Raw genomic sequence first — 17,579 nt, 5'->3', positions numbered from 1 at the left:
CCCCCCGTGTGCCGTCGGCTCGGCCTGTGACCTGGGGCACACTAGCGAGGCCTCCGGACGGCGGCTAGACCTCTCCGACACCGCTCCGGTCGATTTCCGGACCCGCTCCTGGCAGGGTCGGTCGCGGGGGCGCCGCCGGGGTACCCCTCCCCGCGGACGGCGACGACGGGCGGGCCCGGACACGGGGAGCTCAGCAGCTCACCGTTCGCCCGTCGGCCGGCCGAGGAGGCCCCCATGCTGTCTGACCGATCCCGACCCGTGATCGAGGCGACCCTGCCGGTGGTCGCGGACAACGTCCAGGAGATCGCCCGCCGCTTCTACGGGCACCTGTTCGGCACCCACCCCGAGCTGTTCGACGGCGTCTTCAACCGCGGCAACCAGGCCACCGGCGAGCAGCAGGTCGCGCTGGCCGGCTCGGTCGCGGTCTTCGCGAGCACGCTGGTCAAGCACCCGGAGCAGCTCCCCGAGCAGCTGCTGAACCGGATCGCGCACAAGCACGCGTCGCTGGGCATCACGCCCGCCCAGTACGACGTCGTCCACGAGCACCTGTTCTGGGCCATCGTCGACGTGCTCGGTGACGCGGTCACCCCCGAGGTGGCCGCGGCCTGGGACGAGGTCTACTGGCTCATGGCCTACGCGCTGATCCACCAGGAGCGCGGCCTGTACAGCGCCCACGGCGTCCGCCCGGAGACCGTGTGGCGGGAGTGGGAGGTCGCAGAGAAGGTCCAGGAGACCGCCGACGTCGTCACCTTCCGGGTCCGGCGGGTCGACGACCGGCTGGTGAAGACCTCGCTGCCCGGTCAGTACTGCACCGTGCAGGTGCCGCTGCCCGACGGCGTGCGCCAGCCCCGCCAGTACAGCCTCACCCGCGCCGACGACGGCCAGCACCGCCAGTTCTCCGTCAAGCGGGTGCACGGCGGGGGCAAGCCCGACGGCGAGGTGTCCAACCACCTGTGCGACTCGGTCCAGGTCGGCGACCGGCTGACGCTGTCGGCGCCCTTCGGCGACGTCGTCCTCGACGACTCCGGCCGCCCGGTCGTGTTCGCCAGCGCCGGCATCGGGATCACGCCGATGGCCGGGATGCTGTCCCACCTGGCCGCGGCGGGCTCCGCCCTGCCCGTCACGCTGCTGCACGCCGACCTCGACGAGGACTCCTTCGCGCTGCGCGACCAGGTGCTCCACGACGTCGGCCGGCTGCCCCACGCCGCGGCGCACGTCTGGTTCGAGCGGGGCGCGCAGACCTCGCTGCCCGTCGACGGCGTGCACGACGGGACGATGGACCTCGACGACGTCGAGCTGCCCGAGGACGCCACCTACTACCTGTGCGGGCCGCTGCCGTTCATGCGGGCGCTGCGCGGCGCCCTCGTCGACCGCGGCGTCGCCCCCCGCGACGTCCAGTACGAGGTCTTCGGCCCCGACCTGTGGCAGGCCGACCTCGCCTCCGAGCCCGCGCCCGGGGCGACCGCGGAGCCGGCCGGCGCGGCCCGGTAGCCCGGGCGGCCGGGCACACTGGGCGGGTGCCCCCGACCGCCGCCGCCCGCCGCGGGGTGGTCCGCCTGCTCAACACCTCCGGCGGGCGGGTCCTCTGCCTGGCCGGGGTCGTCGACGCGGACGCCGTCGAGGCGTTCTGGCGCTGCTACGGCCTGGAGCCGGTGCGCGTCGACGTCGTCGACGCGCGCTCGGTGACCGCCCTGTCGGCCTCGGGCCGCGAGCTCGTCGCCGACGTCCTCGAGGCGGCGGCGGGGCGCGGTCGCGAGGTCGTGCTGCGCCCGTCCGAGCCGGTGCGGCGGTCCCTGGCCGGACGCGCGGTCTGACGCGACGAGCGTCACGGCCTCCGTTCACCTGGGCTTCACACGCGGCGGGGACCGTGGGAGACGGCCGCACCCGCGGCCGACGGACGACGACGTCCCCCGGACCCACCTCGAGGAGACGCCATGAGCACGACCACGAGCACGACTTCCCGCCGCCACCTGCGCAGCTGGCTGCGGCGCTTCGACGCCTACACGCTGCAGGTGTTCAACGCCGGGACGCCCGCGCGGCCCGGGACCCGCTGAGCGACCGGGGCGGGGAGGCCCGGCCTCCCCGCCCCGCCGGTCACGCCCGCCGGCCCGCCGCGCCCTCGAGGATGCGGTGCGGGTCGGTGGTCGCGGCCAGCCCGGCCAGCCGCTCCCGGACGGCGGGCGTGGGGGTGCGGGCCAGCACGTCCGGCGCCGTTCCCCAGCCGTGTGCCGGACCCCGGTCGCCGAGGTCGCCGCCGAGCGCGGCGGCCAGCTCCTCCGCGCAGGCCCGGGTGGCCGCCCGGTCCTCGGCGCCGGCGCCGCCGGCCACCCGCACCGCCAGCCGCGCGTCGCGGTGGCAGACCGCGCTCGGCTGCTGCGGCACCCAGCCGAGCGCGCCGCCGAGCAGCCGCACCTCGACCGTGCGCGGCCGGCTCCCGTCCGCCGCGCGCAGCAGCCCCGCGACCGCGCCGTCGGAGAGGCGGTCGAGCAGCAGCGAGGACTCCACCCCGGCCTCGAGCGCGGGCGGGGCCAGGCCCGCCGGTCCCCGCGGCGCCAGGTCGGCCGCCAGCGGAGGCGCGGCCGTGCGCAGCACGCCGAGCAGCCCCTCGCCGTCGTCGGCCTCGCCGGCCCAGGCGAACCGGACGGCCACCGACGCCTCGCCCCGCGCCGGCCGGGTGAGCACCAGCGAGGTGCCCGCCTGCGGCGGCAGCGCCGCCGACCAGGTGCGCCACGCCTCCGCCACCCGCGCGCCGTCGGCCGCGGACCAGCGCAGCTCGCCGCCCCACCGCGGCCCGGCGGCGAGCAGGTCCAGTTCCACGGCGGTGACCACGCCGAGCGCCGCGCCGCCGCCGCGGACGCCCCAGTACAGGTCGGCGCCGTCGGTGGGGGTGACCCGGCGCAGCACGCCGTCGCCGGTGACCACCTCCACCGCCCGCACCCGGTCCCCGGCCAGGCCGTAGGTCCGGGCCAGCGGGCCGACGCCGCCGCCGGTGACCGTGTCCGCGACCCGCTCCGCGGCCGAGGACCCGGTGATCGGGGTCAGCCCGTGCCCGGCGGCCGCCGCCGCCAGGTCCCGCCAGCGCACGCCGGCGCCGACCCGCGCCCAGCCGGCGGGCGACACGCTCACCCCGTCCAGCCCGGCGGGGTCCACCAGCAGCGCGCGGGCGGCGTCCCCGCTGCGGCCGGGCGCCCGGACGGCCACGGCCACCCCGTGCCGGCCGGCGAGCCGCAGCGCGGCCACGACGTCGGCGTCCTCCGCGACCCGCACCACCGCCCCGTCGGCGAGGCCGGCCGCCGGCGAGAGGCGGGCGCGCAGGGCGGCGGTCAGGTCGGGCGGCAGGACGGCCGGCCGCGGGTCCACGGTGCGGTCCGGGGGCGGCGAGGGGACGGACAGGGTGCTCACGGGGCGTCTCCAGGTGCGGGGATCGGTGCACCCGGAGGGTGGTCGGCGGTCCTTGGTGTCCCCTTGGCGGCCGCTTGGGCAGCAGGTCACGCGCGCTCCCGGGAGGTCACCGGCAGGTCACGGGGCGTCGCGGTCACCCCCGCGGGCGTGTCCGGGCACCTAGCCTGCGCGGCGATGACCGCCACCTCGTACCGCGTGCTCGGACCCGTGGAGGTCTGGCGCGACGGGCAGCTCCTCGCCCCGCAGTCCCCGCGCCACCGCGCCGTCCTGGCCGCGCTGCTGGTCGACGCCGGGCGGACCGTCCCCGTCGACCTGCTGGTCGACCGCGTGTGGAGCGGCCAGCCGCCCACGGCCGTGTCGGCCACCCTGCAGTCGATCGTGTCCCGGCTGCGCCGGGAGCTGGAGCCCGACGTCACCGGCGGCCGCTGGACGCTGCTGGTCACCCGCGAGCCCGGCTACCGCCTCGAGGTCGCCCCCGAGGACGTCGACGCGTTCCGCTTCGCCCAGCTGCTGCGCACGGCCCGCGACCTCGCCGCCCGCGGCGACGCCGAGGGCGCCCGCGCGGCGGTCGCCGAGGGGCTGGCGCTGTGGCGCGGCCCGGCCTACGCCGACGTCGCGGCCACCTTCGCCGCCGAGGAGTCCGAGCGGCTCGAGCAGCTGCGGCTGGCGGCCCGGGAGCTGGCCGCCGAGCTGGACCTGCGGCTGGGCCGGCACGCCGAGATCGTCGACGACGTCCGGGAGCTGCTGCGCGCGGAGCCGCTGCGCGAGGGGCTGCGGGCCTCGCTGATGCTGGCGCTGTACCGCAGCGGCCGGCAGGCGCAGGCGCTCGAGGTCTACGACGAGGGCCGCCGGCTGCTGGCCGACGGGCTGGGCGTCGACCCGGGCCGGCCCCTGCAGTCGCTGTACGAGCAGATCCTGCGCCAGGACCCGGCGCTGGCCGGGCCCGTCCCGGCGCCGGCCGCCCCGGCGCCGGAGCCCGCGCCGGCTCCCCCGGCGCCGCCTGCGGTGCGGGCGCTGGGCCCCCTGCCGGTCCCGCTCACCGCCTTCGTCGGCCGCACCGCCGAGCTCGGCCGGCTGGCCGCCGCGCTGTCCGGGCAGCGGCTGGTCACGCTGGTCGGGCCCGGCGGCAGCGGCAAGACGCGGCTGGCGCTGGAGGCCGCGCGCCGCCGGCCGGCCGGGTCGCCGCCGGCCGCGCTGGTCGAGCTGGCCGGCGTCGAGGACCCCGAGCTGGTCGCCGGGCAGGTGGCCACCGTGCTGGGCGTGACGCTGGCCGGCGGGGACCCGCTGGGCGCCGTCGCCACCGCGCTGCAGGACCGGCCGCTGCTGCTGGTCCTGGACAACTGCGAGCACGTCGTCGACGCCGCCGCGGCGGTGTGCGCCGCCCTGCTCCCCCGCTGCCCCGAGCTGCAGGTGCTGGCCACCTCCCGCGAGCCGCTCGGGCTGCCGGGCGAGGCGGTGCTGCCCTGCGGCCCGATGCCCGCCGACGCGCCCGGCAGCGACGCCGAACGGCTGTTCCTCGACCGCGCCCGGCTGGCCGCCCCGCACCTGGCCGACCCCTCCGCGGAGGACCTGGGCCACGTCCGCGAGCTGGTCGCCGCCCTCGACGGCCTGCCGCTGGCGGTCGAGCTGGCCGCCGCCTGCCTCACCACCCTGCCGCTGGCCGAGGTCGCCGGCCGGGTCGACGACCGGTTCGCCCTGCTGTCGGGCGGCTGGCGCACCGCGGTGCCGCACCAGCGCACGCTCGCGGCCACCGTGCAGTGGAGCGTCGACCTGCTCGCCCCCGCCGAGCTCGCCGTCTTCCAGGCCGTCTCGGTGCTGCCCGGCACCTTCGGCCCGGACCTGGTCGAGGCGGTGGCCGGGCCGGAGGTCGACGGCCGGGCGCTGGAGCTGCTGCGGGTGCTGGTGGCCAAGTCGCTGGTCGAGCTCGACCACGCGGCCGGGCGCTACCGGATGCTCGAGACGCTGCGGCAGTACGCCGAGCAGGCGCTGGACGAGGCGGCGTCCCGGCGGCTGCGCGACCGGCTCACCGGCTTCGCCGTGGCGCTCACCGAGCGGCTGGAGCCGACGCTGCGCAGCCCGCAGTGGACCGAGAGCGCCCGCCGGCTCGACGTCGAGCAGCCGGCGCTGCGGGCGGCGCTCGGGCACGCGCTGGCCACCGGGCAGGGCGAGGCCGCGCTGCGGATCGGCGGGGCGCTGGGCTGGTACTGGTACCGCCGCGGCCACGTGCAGGAGGGCCGCCGCTGGCTGGCCGCCGCGCTGGACACCACCCCCGGCGCGCCGGCCGGCGTCCGCAGCGGCGCGCTGCTCGCGGACGCGCTGCTGGCCTACCTGTCCGGCGACGTGCCCTCGCTGTGGGAGCGGACCAGCGAGATCGCCGAGACCGCCGACGACGCCGACCCGGTGCTGCCCCTCGCCCTGGTGCTGCGCGGCTTCGTCCGGGCGCTGCTCGGCCAGCCCGACCCCGACGGCGAGGTCGCGGCGGACATCGCCCGCGGCCTCGCGCTGGCGCAGGCGTCGGGCATCGAGTGGGTGCAGGTCGAGATCGCGATGACCCTCGGCCAGTTCTCGCGGGCCGCCGGCGACCTCGACGGCGCGCTGGAGCACCTCGGCCGCGCCGAGCAGCTCGCGCTGCGGCTGGGCCACTCGTGGGCGCACTCCTCGGTGCTGTGGATCCGGGCGAAGGCGCTCACCGACGTCGGCCGGGCCGCGGAGGCGCTGGCCGACCTGTGGGCGATGGTCGAGCTGACCCACCGCGAGGGCGACGCCACCGGCACCCTCGCCGGGCTGCTGGCCGCCGTCGGCGCGGTCACCGCCGCGGGCCGGCCGCGCACCGCCGCGGTGCTGCTCGGCGCGGTGCAGGCCGTCGCCCGGCAGGTCGGCTACGACCCGCTGCGCATGGACCCGCTGGACGGGCAGCGCTACGTCACCGCCACCCGCGAGGCCCTCGACGAGGTCGAGTACGACACCGCGCTGGCCGAGGGCGCGGCCCTCGACCGCGGCGAGGCGGTGACGATGGTGGGCCGGCTCGCCGCGGAGACCCGCGCCGCCGACCCGGTCCGCTAGCCGGCCGGCGGCCGCAGCCCGGCGTACAGCCGGGCGAGGTCGGGCAGCTGGAAGTGCGCGTTCAGCCCGCTCGGGTTGGGCAGCACCCACGTCTCGGCACCGCCGATCGCCACCGGCTGGCGGCCCCAGCCCGCCCGGGGCGCGCCGGTGGCCAGCCGCCAGGCGGTGAGCCCGAGCACCGCCAGCACCCGCGGCCGGCACCGCGCGACCAGGCCGGCCAGCGCCGCCGCGCCCGCCCGCAGCTCGTCGGCCGTCAGCTCGGCCGCCGTCCGCGTCGGCCGGTCCACCAGGTTGGTCACCCCCAGCCCGTACCGCAGCAGCTCGCGGTCCTCCTCCGGCGCCAGCCGGCGCGGGGTGAGCCCGGCCAGGTGCAGCGCGGGCCAGAACCGGTTGCCCGGGCGGGCGAAGTGGTGGCCGCGCTCGGCCGACAGCAGCGACGGGTTGATGCCGCAGAACAGGACGTCCAGGCCGGGGGCCACGACGTCGGGCAGCGGCTTCCCCGCTCCCCCGGGTGCGGACCCGGTCACCTCCTCCCTCCGCCGAGCCGGTCGACCGCCTCGCGGGCGACGTCGGGCGGGACCCCGTGGCCGCCGTCGAACTCCCGGTAGGTGACGTCGTACCCGTCGGCGCGGAGGGCGGGGACGATCTCGCGGCTGGTCCGCGCGACGGGCAGGACCTCGTCGCCGGTCCCGTGGGACACGAAGACCGACGGCTGTCCCGTGCGCGTCGCCGGCGGCACGGACCCCGGGGAGAAGGCGACGACCCGCCGGAACAGCCGGCCGTTGGCCAGCCCCAGTCCCAGCGCGCAGGACGCGCCGTCGGAGAAGCCCGCGACGGCGACCCGGCCGGGGTCGACCGGCACCCGCCGGAGGACGGCGGTCAGCGCGCGGTCGATCCCGGCGACGTCGGGCCCGGAGCCCCGCCGCACGGCGTCCCCGGTGGAGCCCCGGGAGGCGGGGGCGAGCAGCACCAGGCCGCGCTCGTCGGCCGGCGACCGCAGCAGCCCCAGGCCGGCCTCGGCGTCCCCGTGCAGGACGACGACGAGCGTCGCCGGGCCGGCGACCCCGCCCGCGGGCACGTGCAGCAGGGGGTCGCGCGTCTCCTCCAGGCCGAAGGCGGAGGTGCCCGGGGGCGGCGGCGGGAGGTCCGGTGGAGCGGTCGGGCGTGCGGTCAGGCCGGCGGCCCCGTCGGTACCGGGTGCTCCGGGGAGCCGGGCCGCGCAGCCGCCCAGGAGGGCCGCCCCGGCGACCCGGCCCGCCGTCAGGAGCAGCCGCCGGCGCGAGAGCGCGGTGCACGGGTGCCGCTCAGGCACTGACCTCCTCGTGGGTGTTCACCCCCGGGATCCGGCGGACCGACCCCCACCCGAAGCGGGCCCACGCCACCAGCAGCGCCGCACCGACCAGGGACCCGAGGGTGTCGCGGACGAGGTCGCCGTTGGTGTCGTCGTTGCCCTCCGACAGCCGCGTGCCGAACCAGGCGTCGGACCGCCACTCGTACACCTCCCACAGCGCCCCGATCGTGACGCCGAGCGCCGTCGTCACGACCGCGATCCCGACGTAGTGGCGCAGGTGGGTCTCGTCGCGGGGGTCGGGGACGACGTCGAGGCGGGCGAGCGCGATGTAGACGACGGGCGCGGTGAGCATCGGCAGCGTGACGTGCACCAGGTCGTCGAAGCGGACGAACCGGTCGTAGAGGCCCAGCGTCTCGCCGAACCCCTGCAGGACCATCCCCATGGTCAGCGCGAGGTCGTACACCCGCGGCAGGTCGACCAGCCGCGCCAGGACGGTCACCGCCCCGAGGAACAGCAGGACCGCCGCGTCCCCGGCCCGGCCGGCCAGCGCGTAGGTGACCCCGCCCGCGAGCAGCACGAGCCGCAGGACGTCGATGCCGTCCCTCAGCACCGGCGTCCAGTCCCCCATCACCAGCCTGCGGACGTCCACGTGCCCGCCCCACCCCGCCCGGTGGGCGGGTCGCTCCGTCGGCGCGCGGCCCACCGGAGGCGGCTCAGCGCGGCGGGTCGGCCTCCGCGCCGATCGCGTCGTCGACCGAGGTCTCGCCCTGGGTGCGACCGCCGCCGGCGTGGGCGACGTCCGGGCCGACGCTCGCCTGCGAGCCCTCGTCCTCCGGGCCGGCCTGCGGGGTCGGGTCGGTCTCGCTCATCGGTCCTCCTCGGGTGCGTGGTGCCCCGCCCCGTACCCCGCCGGCGGCGGGCCACGCGGCCCGGTCGCCGGCGGGGCACGGGCGCCGGGTCAGCCCAGCCGCAGCACCTGCACCGCCCGCGCGGCCATCTCCGCCTCGCCGAGCGCGTTCGGGTGCACGATCACCGCGTTGGTGCCCTGCAGCACCGGCTCCACCCAGCGGACGCCGATGGGCTGGCAGGCGTCGTGCCCGGCCGAGGCGCGGGTGAGGTCGACGTAGGTGACGCCCGTGGCCGCGGCCGCGCGCCGGACGGCGTCGTTGAGCGTGGTCTGCAGGGAGTGCAGGTAGGGGACGTCCCCCTCGGCGATCGGCATCCGGTCGAAGCAGCCGCCGGTCGGCGGCAGGATCGCCGGATAGCCGAGGATCGCGACCCGGGCCCGCGGCGCGGCCTCGCGGACCGCCGACAGCGCCTGCACCAGCGCCGGGTAGGTGGTGGTGCGGACGGTGTCCTCGAACGAGGTGCCGTAGGTGTCGCGGCACGGGCTGCCGCGGCCCAGCGTGAGCATCCCGGCGGTGCCGCAGCGCAGGATCGACTCGATGAACACCCCGCTGTCGTTGCCGCCGATGGTCATGGTGACCAGCTGGGTGTCCGGGGACAGCGCCTGCAGCTGCGGCGGCACGCCGGGGTGCTGCGCGGTGGTGAAGTCGGAGGTGTCCGCGCCGCCGCAGGTGACGTCGGTCAGCTGGGCGCCGGTCGCCTGCGCGACCAGGTGCGGGTAGTTGCGGGTGGAGCGCAGGCACTGCGGCGCGGCGGTGGGGTCCGGGGGCAGGACGCCGGAGGCCGCGCTGTAGGAGTCGCCGAGCGCGACGTAGCGCAGCGGTCCCGGGGGCGCGGCCGAGGCCGGGGGGACGACGAGCAGGACGCCGGCGAGCGCGGCGAGCAGGACGGTCAGCAGTCGGCGCACGGACCACTCCATCGGGGCCGGGGGGCAGGACGCCGGGCTCAACGACGGCGGTCCGATCGGGTGACGGCGGTCACCCGGCCCCGGCGGCGGCGAGCGGCTCCACCCGGTGCGTCCGCACCCACGCCGCCGGGTCGTGGCGGCGCAGCACCAGCGGCAGGACGGCGTCGCGGACGGCGCGACCCACGGCCGGCGGCGGCTTCGCGCTGCTCCGGCGGAACCCCTGGGCCACCACCCGCTCGGCGCGCGCCCGCCGCCGCTGCTCGAACGTGTGCAGGGCGTCGCCGGGCGGCAGGTCGCGCAGGCACGAGGCGAGGACGACGGCGTCCTCCATCGCCAGCGACGAGCCCTGCCCCGCGGCCGGCGAGGTCGCGTGCGCGGCGTCGCCGACCAGGACGGTGCGGCCGCGGGACCAGCGGGGCACCGTCGGCACGTCGTACGTCGTCCACCCGCGCAGCGGCCCGGGCGTGGCCTCCACCAGGTCCACCAGCGGGGACCGGTCGCCGCGGAACAGGTCGTAGAGCAGGGCCCGCCAGCGCGGGTCGGGCGTGCCGGCGACCTCGCCGTCGGCCGGCTCGCGGTCCAGCGGCGGGTTGGCGAACCACCACGTGCCGCCGTCCGGCGCGGCGAGGTACCCGGCGAAGCATCGCCGGCCGAAGACCATGGTCAGCCGGCCCACCTCGGCGCCGTCCGGCACGTGTGCGGAGTAGCCGGCGGTGTTGAGCACCGGCACGAACCGGGGCGGCGGGGCGTCCGGGGCGACCAGCGGCCGCACCGTCGACCGGACGCCGTCCGCGCCGACGAGCAGGTCCGCGGTCTCGGTGCGGCCGTCGGCGAACTCCGCGGTGACGCCGGTGCCGGTGTCGTGCGCCCCGGCCAGGCGGGAGCCGTAGCGGACCTCGACGCCCCGCCGCAGCGCCTCCGCGTGCAGCGCCCGGTAGAGGTCCGAGCGGCGCAGCGAGAGGCCGGTGCCGCGCCCGCCCGACGGGTCACCGGTGGTGGACGCGCCCAGGACCCGGCCGGTCCCGCTGCGGAACTCGATGGTGTGGGTCGGGAACCCCGCCGCCCGGACGGCGTCCTCGGCGCCGACCGCCGCCAGCGCGTCGAGGCCGTTGACCTGGACGCCGAGCCACGCGCCGACGTCGCCGGCCGGGGCCGGGTGGGCCTCGTGCACCGTCGCCTCGATCCCCACCCGCTGCAGCGCCATGGCCGTCACCGGCCCCGCGACCCCGCCGCCGACCACGATCGCGCGCGTCATGCCCGGGATTGCCTCACACCCGGCGGCGCGCGCCAACCCCCTGGGGCCCTCCCGTCTGCCAGCATCGGCGGCCACCGACCGGAGCACCCGGGGAGGCCGCCCGTGACCGATCTCCAGCGGATCGCCCTGACCGGCGTCGCGATCCCCCCGGGACCGGGCGGCACGCCCGGGCTGCGCGGGGTGCTCGCCGTGCCCGACGGCCCCGGCCCGTGGCCGGGCCTGGTGCTCCTGCACGAGGCCTTCGGCGTCGACGGGGTGGTGCGGCGGCAGGCGCAGCGGATGGCCGCCGCCGGCCACCTCACGCTCGTGCCGGACCTGTTCACCGACGGCGGCGCGCGCCGCGCCCTGGTCCCGACGTTCCGTGCGGTGGACGCCGGGCACGGGCGCCCGTTCGCCGACGCCGAGGCGGCCCGCGCGCACCTGGCCGCGCGGCCCGACTGCACCGGCCGGGTCGGCGTGCTGGGGTCCAGCGTCGGCGGCGGGCTGGCGCTGCACCTGGCGGCCCGCGGCTTCGACGCGGCCGCGGTCTTCTACGCGCGGCTGCCGCGGGACCCGCACACCGCGCTGCTCGGCGCCTGTCCCGTGGTGGCCGGCTACGGCGGCCGCGACCCGGGGCTTCGCGGCACCGCCGCGGAGCTCACGACGGTGCTCACCCGGGTGGGCGTCCGGCACGACGTCCGCGAGTACCCCGGCGTCGGGCACGGCTTCCTGCACGACGCGCCGGTCGGCCCCCGGGTGCTGCGCCCGCTGCTGCGGGACGTGCTGCGGATCCGGCCGGACCCCGCCGCCGCGGCCGACGCCTGGGCCCGGACCGACGCCTGGTTCGCCGAGCACCTGCGCGGGCGGCCCCCGGCGGAGGTCCCGGCGCTCAGGTCGTCGGCGCCGCGACCGGGGACTCCGGCTGCCGCGGAGCCGGGACCACCGGCACGCTGACGACCTCCGGCGCGGGCGCCGGGCGGGCCGGCCGGCGGCCGAAGCCCGCGGCGAACACGTCCGGCAGCACGAACACGACGCGCTGCGGCTGCTCGGGGCCGGCGTCGACCAGGGCGCGGATGCGGGTCAACTCGTCCTCGGCGGCCCGGGCGTCCTCCCAGACCTCGTAGACCATCACCGACCGGGGCTGCCGGACGTGCCGGCGGGACAGGCAGTGCAGGGGACGGTCGACGTCCTCCGGCAGGGCGCGGCGCAGCACCTCGTACTGCGCCGGCTCGACGTCGTTCCACCGCAGGTGCAGCACGAGGAGAGACACGGTTCCCCCTGGTAGTCGGTCCGGTGGTGCGGCACGGACGCTAGGGACGGCCGATCGGCACCGTCTGTACGCACTTCTGCGTAGGCGGCGGGGCGCGACACCCCCTTGACGGCGCGGGGATCTCCGTTGACGCCGGCCCGCGGCAGCGGCCACGCTCGTCCTGCACAGAGGGCTGCACACGCGACCGACGCGGGACCGGCGGGGACCCGCGCAGGATGGTCGGAGGCGGGCCGTGGAGCCTGTGGTCCGGGAGCTCACCGACCTGGTGGTGGGCCTGCTCGACGGCATGGTCGGCCCGCGGCTGCCCGCGGGCCCCGTGTTCGCCCTCCTGTGCCCCCGCCTGGAGGCGCCCGCCGCGGTGCTGCAGCGCACCGACTGGCGCACCGGCGCCACCGAGATCACCGCCACCGGCCTCGACGCCGGGCAGCTGGAACTGCTGGTCGACGCCACGCACCGCATGCGCTCGGTGCACCCCCTGCTGACCGCCGCCGCGGCCGGGGACCTCACGCCCGCGACCGCGCAGGAGGCGGCCGGCGGCTGGCAGAGCTGGCACCGGTCCCCCGCCCGGGCCGTCATCGCCGCGGTGTGCGGCTGGGACCAGGTGGTCAGCCTGCCGCTGCGCGGCGGCCCGGCCGAGGTCTGCGGGTTCGCCTTCGGCCGGCCCCGCCACGACTTCACCGCGGCGGACCTCGCGCTGCTGGGCGGCGTCGCGCCGGTGCTGCGGGCCCTGGACCGGCACGTGCGGACGGTGCGGGCCTGGCAGGACGGCGACGGCGACGACGACGGCGGCGCGCACGCCCGCGAGGCGGGGCTCACCTGCCGGGAGACGGCGGTCCTGCTCTGCCTCGCGGAGGGGCTGACGGCGACCGCGACGGCGCACCGGCTGGGCTGCTCGACCCGCACGGTCACCACGCACGCCGCGCGGCTGTACCGGAAGCTCGGCGTCCACGACCGGCTCACCGCAGTCCTCGAGGCGCAGCGCCGGGGCATCCTGCCCGCCCCCGCCGTGCGGGCCGGCTGAGCGGCGGGTCAGCGCGGTGTCCGCCAGGGCAGCAGCCGGGGGTCCAGCGGGGCCCCGAACCAGCAGGCCATCCACCGCAGCCGGGCGCCGGTCGGCGACGGCTGACGGGCCGGGGTCGGGGTCGGGATCCGGGTCATGGCGTCCTCCCTCGGAGCGGCTGCCGGACGAGCCTCGGACCGGCGGCGGTGCCGTCGCGTCGGGGGAAACCCGCGACCTGGTGGGCCGGGCGGCGGAGCTCGCGCGCGTCGACCGGCTCCTCGCCGGCGCCCGCGCGGGCCGGCCGGGGCTGCTGGTCCTCGAGGGCGAGGCCGGCGTCGGCAGGACCGCCCTGCTGGAGGCCGCGGCCGCGCGGGCCGCCGGGTGCACGGTGCTGCGCGCCCGCGGGATCGAGTCCGAGGCGACGCTGCCGCAGGCCGTCCTGCTGGAGCTGCTCGGCCCGCTGCGCCCCCTGCTGCCGGAGGTCCCGCCCGGGCAGGCGGCGGCGCTCGCCGCGGCGCTGGGCTGGGGGCCGGCCGACGTCCCGGGCGAGCGGCACCTGGTCGCGGCGGGCACCCTCTCGCTGCTGGCCGCCGCCGCGGCGGCCGCGCCGGTGCTCGTCCTGGTCGACGACCTGCAGTGGGCCGACGCGGAGTCCGCCGCCGCGCTGCTGTTCGCCGCGCGCCGGGTGCACGGGGACCGGGTCGCGGTGCTGGTGGCCCGGCGGCCGGGAGCCGACCCGCTGCCCGGCGCCGAGGTCCTCCCGGTGGCCGCGCTGCCCGCCGACGCCGCCCGCGCGCTGCTCGCCGGCACCGTCGCCCCCGCCGTGGCGCGCCGGCTGGTCGACCGCGTCGGCGGGGTCCCGCTCGCGCTGCTGGAGGTGGCCGCGGCCCTGGGGCCGGCGCAGCGGGCGGGTACCGAGCCGCTGCCCGCCGACCTGCCGGCCGGCCCGGCGCTGGCCGGGGCGCTCGAGCCGGAGCTGGCCGCGCTGCCGGCCGGGGCGCGGGAGGCGGTGCTGCTGCTGGCCGCCGCCTACGACGGCAGCGCCGCCGCGGTGGCCGCGGCGCTCGCCCGGGCGGGCACCGACCCCGCCGCGGCCCTGGACGCCGCGGAGCAGCGAGGCGTCGTCGTGCGCGACGGGGACGCCCTCGCCTTCCGGCACCCGCTGCTGCGCAGCCTGGTGTGGCGCCGCGCGACGCCCGCCGAGCGCCGCCGGGCGCACCGCCTGCTGGCGGGGACCGCCCGGACCGGCGACGACCTCGCCGCGGTGTGGCACCGCGCCCTGGCCACCGCCGGTCCCGACGAGGCGCTGGCCGGCGAGCTGGCCGCGGCCGCCGACCGGGCCCGGGCGCGGCGCGGGTACGCGGCGTCGTCGGCGGCACTGGAGCGTGCGGCCGCGCTCACCGGGGACGCCGCCCGGGCCGCGGGGCTGCTGGCGGCCGCGGTCCGGGACGCCGCCGTCGGCGGGGACGCCGCCCGCACGCGGGCGCTGGCCGGCGACGTCCTGCGCGGCGCGGCGCCGGCGGCCGCGCGGGCGGAGGTGCTGCACGTCCTGGGCCGCCTGGAGCAGGACACCGGCTCGGTGCCGGCCGCGGGCGACCTGCTGCGCGCGGCCGCCGACCTCGCCACCGGCCGCACCGCCGTCTGGGTGCTCACCGACCTCGCCGTCGTCCAGCACCGGCTCGGCGACGTGAGTGGCATGCAGGCGACGGCGCGGCGGATCGCGGCCGCCGCGGACGCCCGTGACCCGCTGCAGCGGGTGCTCGCCGCGTGGGTCACCGGGGTCGCCGCGCTCCACGCCGGCGATCCCGACCGCGGCCGGCCGCGGCTGCGCCGGGCGCTGGAGGGCATGGAGGCGGAGCCGGAGCTGCGCGCCGAGCCCCGGCTGCTGCCGCTGCTGGTCATCGCGGTGGGCTGGCTGGCCGCCCCGCTGGCCGCCGTGCCCGTCGTCGAGCGGCGGGTCCGCGGGGCCCGGGAGGTGGGGGCGCTGGGCGTGCTGGTCGCGGTGCTGGCGATGACCGCCCACGGCCGCGCCTGGATGCTCGGCGACCACGCGGGCGCCTACGCCGACGCCGGCGAGGCGGTCGAGCTCGCCGAGCAGCTGGGCTACGTCGCCGACGCCGCACCGGCCCTGGAGCTGCTCGCGTCGGAGGCCGCCATGCGCGGGCGGCACGCGGAGGCGGCGGCGCACCTGGCCCGCGCCCGCGCGCTGGTCACCCGCGCCGGCACGGCCGCGGTCGCGGCCCACCTCCCGGTCCACGAGGCGTTCTGCGCGCTGTGCCGCGGCGACCTGGCCACCGTCGCCCGGGTGCTGGAGGCGAGGCTGGCCGCCGACGGCGGGGTCGGCCCGCTCGGCGAGCCGCTGGGGGTGGCGCCGCTGCTGGTCGAGGCCTGGACGGGGCTGGGCCGGGCCGCTGAGGCCGCGGAGCTCGCCGGCGAGTACGAGCGGGTGTCGCGGTCGCCGCTGCCGCCGACCGCCGCGCTGGTGGCCCGCTGCCGGGCCCTCGCCTGCCCCGACGACGACGCCGCGGCGGCGCTGTTCGAGCGGGCGCTCGCCGCCCACGCGCTCGCGCCCGACCCCTTCGAGACCCCGCACACGCGGCTGCTGTTCGGGGCGCGGCTGCGCCGCTCGGGGCAGCGGACGCGGGCGCGGGAGGAGCTCGCCGCGGCGGCCGACGCCTTCGCGGCACTGGACCTCACCGCCTGGGCGCAGCGGGCCGAGGACGAGCTGCGCGCCACCGGGCGGACCGCGCGCCCGCGCCGGCCGCTGCCCGAGGAGCCCCTCACCGCGCAGGAGACGCGGATCGCCGTCCTGGCGGCGCGGGGCGCCTCGAACGCGGAGGTCGCCGCGGCGCTGTTCCTCAGCCCGAAGACCGTGGAGCACCACCTGAGCAGCGTCTACCGCAAGCGCGGGCTGCGCTCGCGGGTCGGGCTGGCGACGCTGTTCCCGCCCGGGGGCTGAGGGCGGGTCAGCCGGCCCGGTCGAGGCGGCCGGCCAGCTTGTCGACGAACCGGTCGACCGGGCGCGGCTCCTCGCCGGGCGGCAGGGGCTCGGCGGGGGTGAGCACCCACAGCACGGCGTAGAGCACCAGGCCGGCGCCGCCGGCGAGGGTCAGGGCGACGGCGGCGGCGCGCCACAGCACCGCGTCGACGCCGGTGTAGGCGGCCAGCCCGCCGCAGACGCCGCCGAGCATGCGGTCGGTGGAGCTGCGCCGCAGCGGCGGCCGGGTCCCGGTGTACGAGGTCGGAGTCGTCATGGCACGAGGCTGCGCCGCCGGGCCGTGCCGCACATCGGGGAAGGCCCGGAACCGCACCCGGACCCGACCCTGGTCAGCCCGCGGCGACCTTCGGGGCAACCTCCGTGCCGAGCAGCTCGATGCCGCGCAGCAGGTCCTCGTGGGCCAGGCGCGGGTTGGTCATCTGGATGGAGACCCGGTCCACCCCGCCGAGCTGGGCGGAGATCCGCAGCAGCTTCTCGGCCACGGTGTCGGGGTCGCCCATGAAGAAGGCGCCGTCGGGCCCGCTGGTGGCGTCGAACTGCGCGCGGGTGGGCGCCCGGAAGCCGCGCTCGCGGGAGACCTTGGTGAACATCTCGTGCCAGCCCGGGTAGATCGTGTCCGCCGCGGCCCGGGTGCTGTCGGCGACGTAGCCGAACACGTGCAGCCCGACCTGCAGCCGCTCGGGCGCGTGCCCGGCCCGCGCGCCGGCCTGCCGGTAGAGGTCCACGAGCGGCGCGAACTGCCGCGGCTCGCCGCCGATGATCGCGACCATGAGCGGGAGGCCGAGCAGCCCGGCCCGGACGAACGACGTCGGGGTGCCGCCCACGCCCACCCAGATCGGCAGCGGGTCCTGCAGCGGGCGCGGGTAGACGCCCTGGCCGGTGAGCGCCGGGCGGTGCCGGCCGGACCAGGTGACGTGCTCGGACTCGCGGATGCGCAGCAGCAGGTCCAGCTTCTCGTCGAACAGCTCGTCGTAGTCGGCCAGCGACAGGCCGAACAGGGGGAACGCCTCGGTGAACGAGCCGCGGCCGACGACGAGGTCGATCCGCCCGCGGCTGATGAGGTCCAGGGTGGCGAACTGCTGGAACACCCGGACCGGGTCGGCCGCCGACAGCACCGCGACGGCGCTGCCCAGCCGGATCCGCTCGGTGCGGGCGGCGGCCGCGGCGAGGATGACCGGCGGCGCGGAGTCGTAGTACTCGGGGCGGTGGTGCTCGCCGATGCCGAAGGAGTACAGCCCGACCCGGTCGGCCAGCTCGATCTCCTCGAGCAGGTGGGCCATCCGCTCCTCGGGGCCCACGAGCCGGCCCGTCCGCGGGTCGGTCACCGCCGCCACGAAGCTGTCGACGCCGAGGTGCACGGCGGTCCTCCTCCCGGGGCGGGCGCCCCTGTCGTCGAGCACTCGGTCGTCAAGCGCTCAACGACCAGTGAACCAGTCGCCTCCTACCCGCCGCACGCGCGAGCGCCCCTCCGGCCGGGAGCCGGAGAGGCGCTCGGAGGGGTCACCCGG

Annotated in this window: 17 protein-coding genes; 6 read left to right on the top strand and 11 right to left on the bottom strand. The window is 79.0% G+C overall.

All coding sequences use genetic code 11. The features are described from left to right. Positions 1-234 precede the first annotated feature (234 nt). On the top strand, positions 235-1,491 hold the full coding sequence (locus ACI79L_RS08320; RefSeq protein ID WP_456936328.1) for a globin domain-containing protein: 1,257 nt from the start codon (positions 235-237) through the stop codon (positions 1,489-1,491). A 26-nt stretch (positions 1,492-1,517) separates the two neighbouring features. Then, positions 1,518-1,814: a hypothetical protein gene (locus ACI79L_RS08315; protein ID WP_456936327.1), complete on the top strand. Its 297-nt coding sequence runs from the start codon at positions 1,518-1,520 to the stop codon at positions 1,812-1,814. A 280-nt stretch (positions 1,815-2,094) separates the two neighbouring features. On the opposite strand, the gene ACI79L_RS08310 is transcribed toward ACI79L_RS08315, so the two are convergent. Further along, positions 2,095-3,402: an FAD-binding oxidoreductase gene (locus ACI79L_RS08310; protein WP_456936326.1), complete on the bottom strand. Its 1,308-nt coding sequence runs from the start codon at positions 3,400-3,402 to the stop codon at positions 2,095-2,097. Between the two features lie 174 nt (positions 3,403-3,576). Here ACI79L_RS08310 and ACI79L_RS08305 point away from each other — a divergent pair, with 174 nt between their 5' ends. Further along, positions 3,577-6,465: a BTAD domain-containing putative transcriptional regulator gene (locus tag ACI79L_RS08305; protein ID WP_456936325.1), complete on the top strand. Its 2,889-nt coding sequence runs from the start codon at positions 3,577-3,579 to the stop codon at positions 6,463-6,465. Here the strand turns inward: ACI79L_RS08305 and mug are convergent. The 6 genes from mug to ACI79L_RS08275 form a co-directional block, all read right to left on the bottom strand. Continuing rightward, positions 6,462-6,992, bottom strand: coding sequence for a G/U mismatch-specific DNA glycosylase (mug, locus tag ACI79L_RS08300; protein WP_456936324.1), 531 nt, complete (start codon positions 6,990-6,992; stop codon positions 6,462-6,464). The two genes, ACI79L_RS08305 and mug, sit on opposite strands and share 4 nt — an antisense overlap. Continuing rightward, positions 6,989-7,777, bottom strand: a complete 789-nt coding sequence (locus tag ACI79L_RS08295; RefSeq protein ID WP_456936323.1) for an alpha/beta hydrolase — start codon at positions 7,775-7,777, stop codon at positions 6,989-6,991. Before ACI79L_RS08295 ends, mug begins: the two co-directional genes overlap by 4 nt. Beyond that, positions 7,770-8,405: a hypothetical protein gene (locus ACI79L_RS08290; RefSeq protein WP_456936322.1), complete on the bottom strand. Its 636-nt coding sequence runs from the start codon at positions 8,403-8,405 to the stop codon at positions 7,770-7,772. Before ACI79L_RS08290 ends, ACI79L_RS08295 begins: the two co-directional genes overlap by 8 nt. Before the next feature lie 64 nt (positions 8,406-8,469). Further along, positions 8,470-8,625 (bottom strand): hypothetical protein, encoded by a 156-nt coding sequence (locus ACI79L_RS08285; RefSeq protein ID WP_456936321.1) that lies wholly within the window; start codon positions 8,623-8,625, stop codon positions 8,470-8,472. 89 nt (positions 8,626-8,714) lie between these two features. Beyond that, entirely contained in the window at positions 8,715-9,569 is an 855-nt protein-coding gene (locus ACI79L_RS08280; RefSeq protein WP_456936320.1) for an SGNH/GDSL hydrolase family protein, read from the bottom strand. 70 nt (positions 9,570-9,639) lie between these two features. Continuing rightward, positions 9,640-10,824, bottom strand: a complete 1,185-nt coding sequence (locus ACI79L_RS08275) for an FAD-dependent oxidoreductase (protein WP_456936319.1) — start codon at positions 10,822-10,824, stop codon at positions 9,640-9,642. Between the two features lie 102 nt (positions 10,825-10,926). On the opposite strand from ACI79L_RS08275, the gene ACI79L_RS08270 reads away from it, so the two are divergent. After that, positions 10,927-11,757: a dienelactone hydrolase family protein gene (locus ACI79L_RS08270; RefSeq protein WP_456936318.1), complete on the top strand. Its 831-nt coding sequence runs from the start codon at positions 10,927-10,929 to the stop codon at positions 11,755-11,757. Here the strand turns inward: ACI79L_RS08270 and ACI79L_RS08265 are convergent. Then, positions 11,693-12,073 (bottom strand): hypothetical protein, encoded by a 381-nt coding sequence (locus tag ACI79L_RS08265; protein WP_456936317.1) that lies wholly within the window; start codon positions 12,071-12,073, stop codon positions 11,693-11,695. The genes ACI79L_RS08270 and ACI79L_RS08265 overlap by 65 nt on opposite strands. Positions 12,074-12,305: 232 nt before the next feature. Between ACI79L_RS08265 and ACI79L_RS08260 the strand changes: the two genes are divergently transcribed. Further along, a complete protein-coding gene (locus tag ACI79L_RS08260; protein WP_456936316.1) occupies positions 12,306-13,094 on the top strand; it encodes a helix-turn-helix transcriptional regulator in 789 nt (262 codons plus the stop codon). An 8-nt stretch (positions 13,095-13,102) separates the two neighbouring features. Here ACI79L_RS08260 and ACI79L_RS08255 read toward each other — a convergent pair whose 3' ends face one another. After that, complete coding sequence (locus tag ACI79L_RS08255; protein WP_456936315.1) at positions 13,103-13,231, bottom strand: hypothetical protein; 129 nt, start codon at positions 13,229-13,231, stop codon at positions 13,103-13,105. Positions 13,232-13,311: 80 nt separating this feature from the next. Between ACI79L_RS08255 and ACI79L_RS08250 the strand changes: the two genes are divergently transcribed. After that, positions 13,312-16,032: a helix-turn-helix transcriptional regulator gene (locus ACI79L_RS08250; RefSeq protein WP_456936314.1), complete on the top strand. Its 2,721-nt coding sequence runs from the start codon at positions 13,312-13,314 to the stop codon at positions 16,030-16,032. A gap of 7 nt (positions 16,033-16,039) precedes the next feature. Here the strand turns inward: ACI79L_RS08250 and ACI79L_RS08245 are convergent, their stop codons facing one another. Together ACI79L_RS08245 and ACI79L_RS08240 are read right to left on the bottom strand one after the other, a co-directional pair. Next, entirely contained in the window at positions 16,040-16,327 is a 288-nt protein-coding gene (locus tag ACI79L_RS08245) for a PspC domain-containing protein (protein ID WP_456936313.1), read from the bottom strand. Between the two features lie 73 nt (positions 16,328-16,400). After that, positions 16,401-17,429 carry an LLM class flavin-dependent oxidoreductase gene (locus ACI79L_RS08240; protein WP_456936312.1) on the bottom strand — a complete coding sequence of 343 codons (1,029 nt, stop codon included), beginning with the start codon at positions 17,427-17,429 and terminating at the stop codon, positions 16,401-16,403. Positions 17,430-17,579: the final 150 nt, after the last annotated feature.

The organism is Geodermatophilus sp. SYSU D00684 (assembly GCF_054050455.1).
The sequence above is the reverse complement of the archived record's forward strand: the minus strand, read 5'-3'. Positions and strand labels throughout refer to the sequence as shown.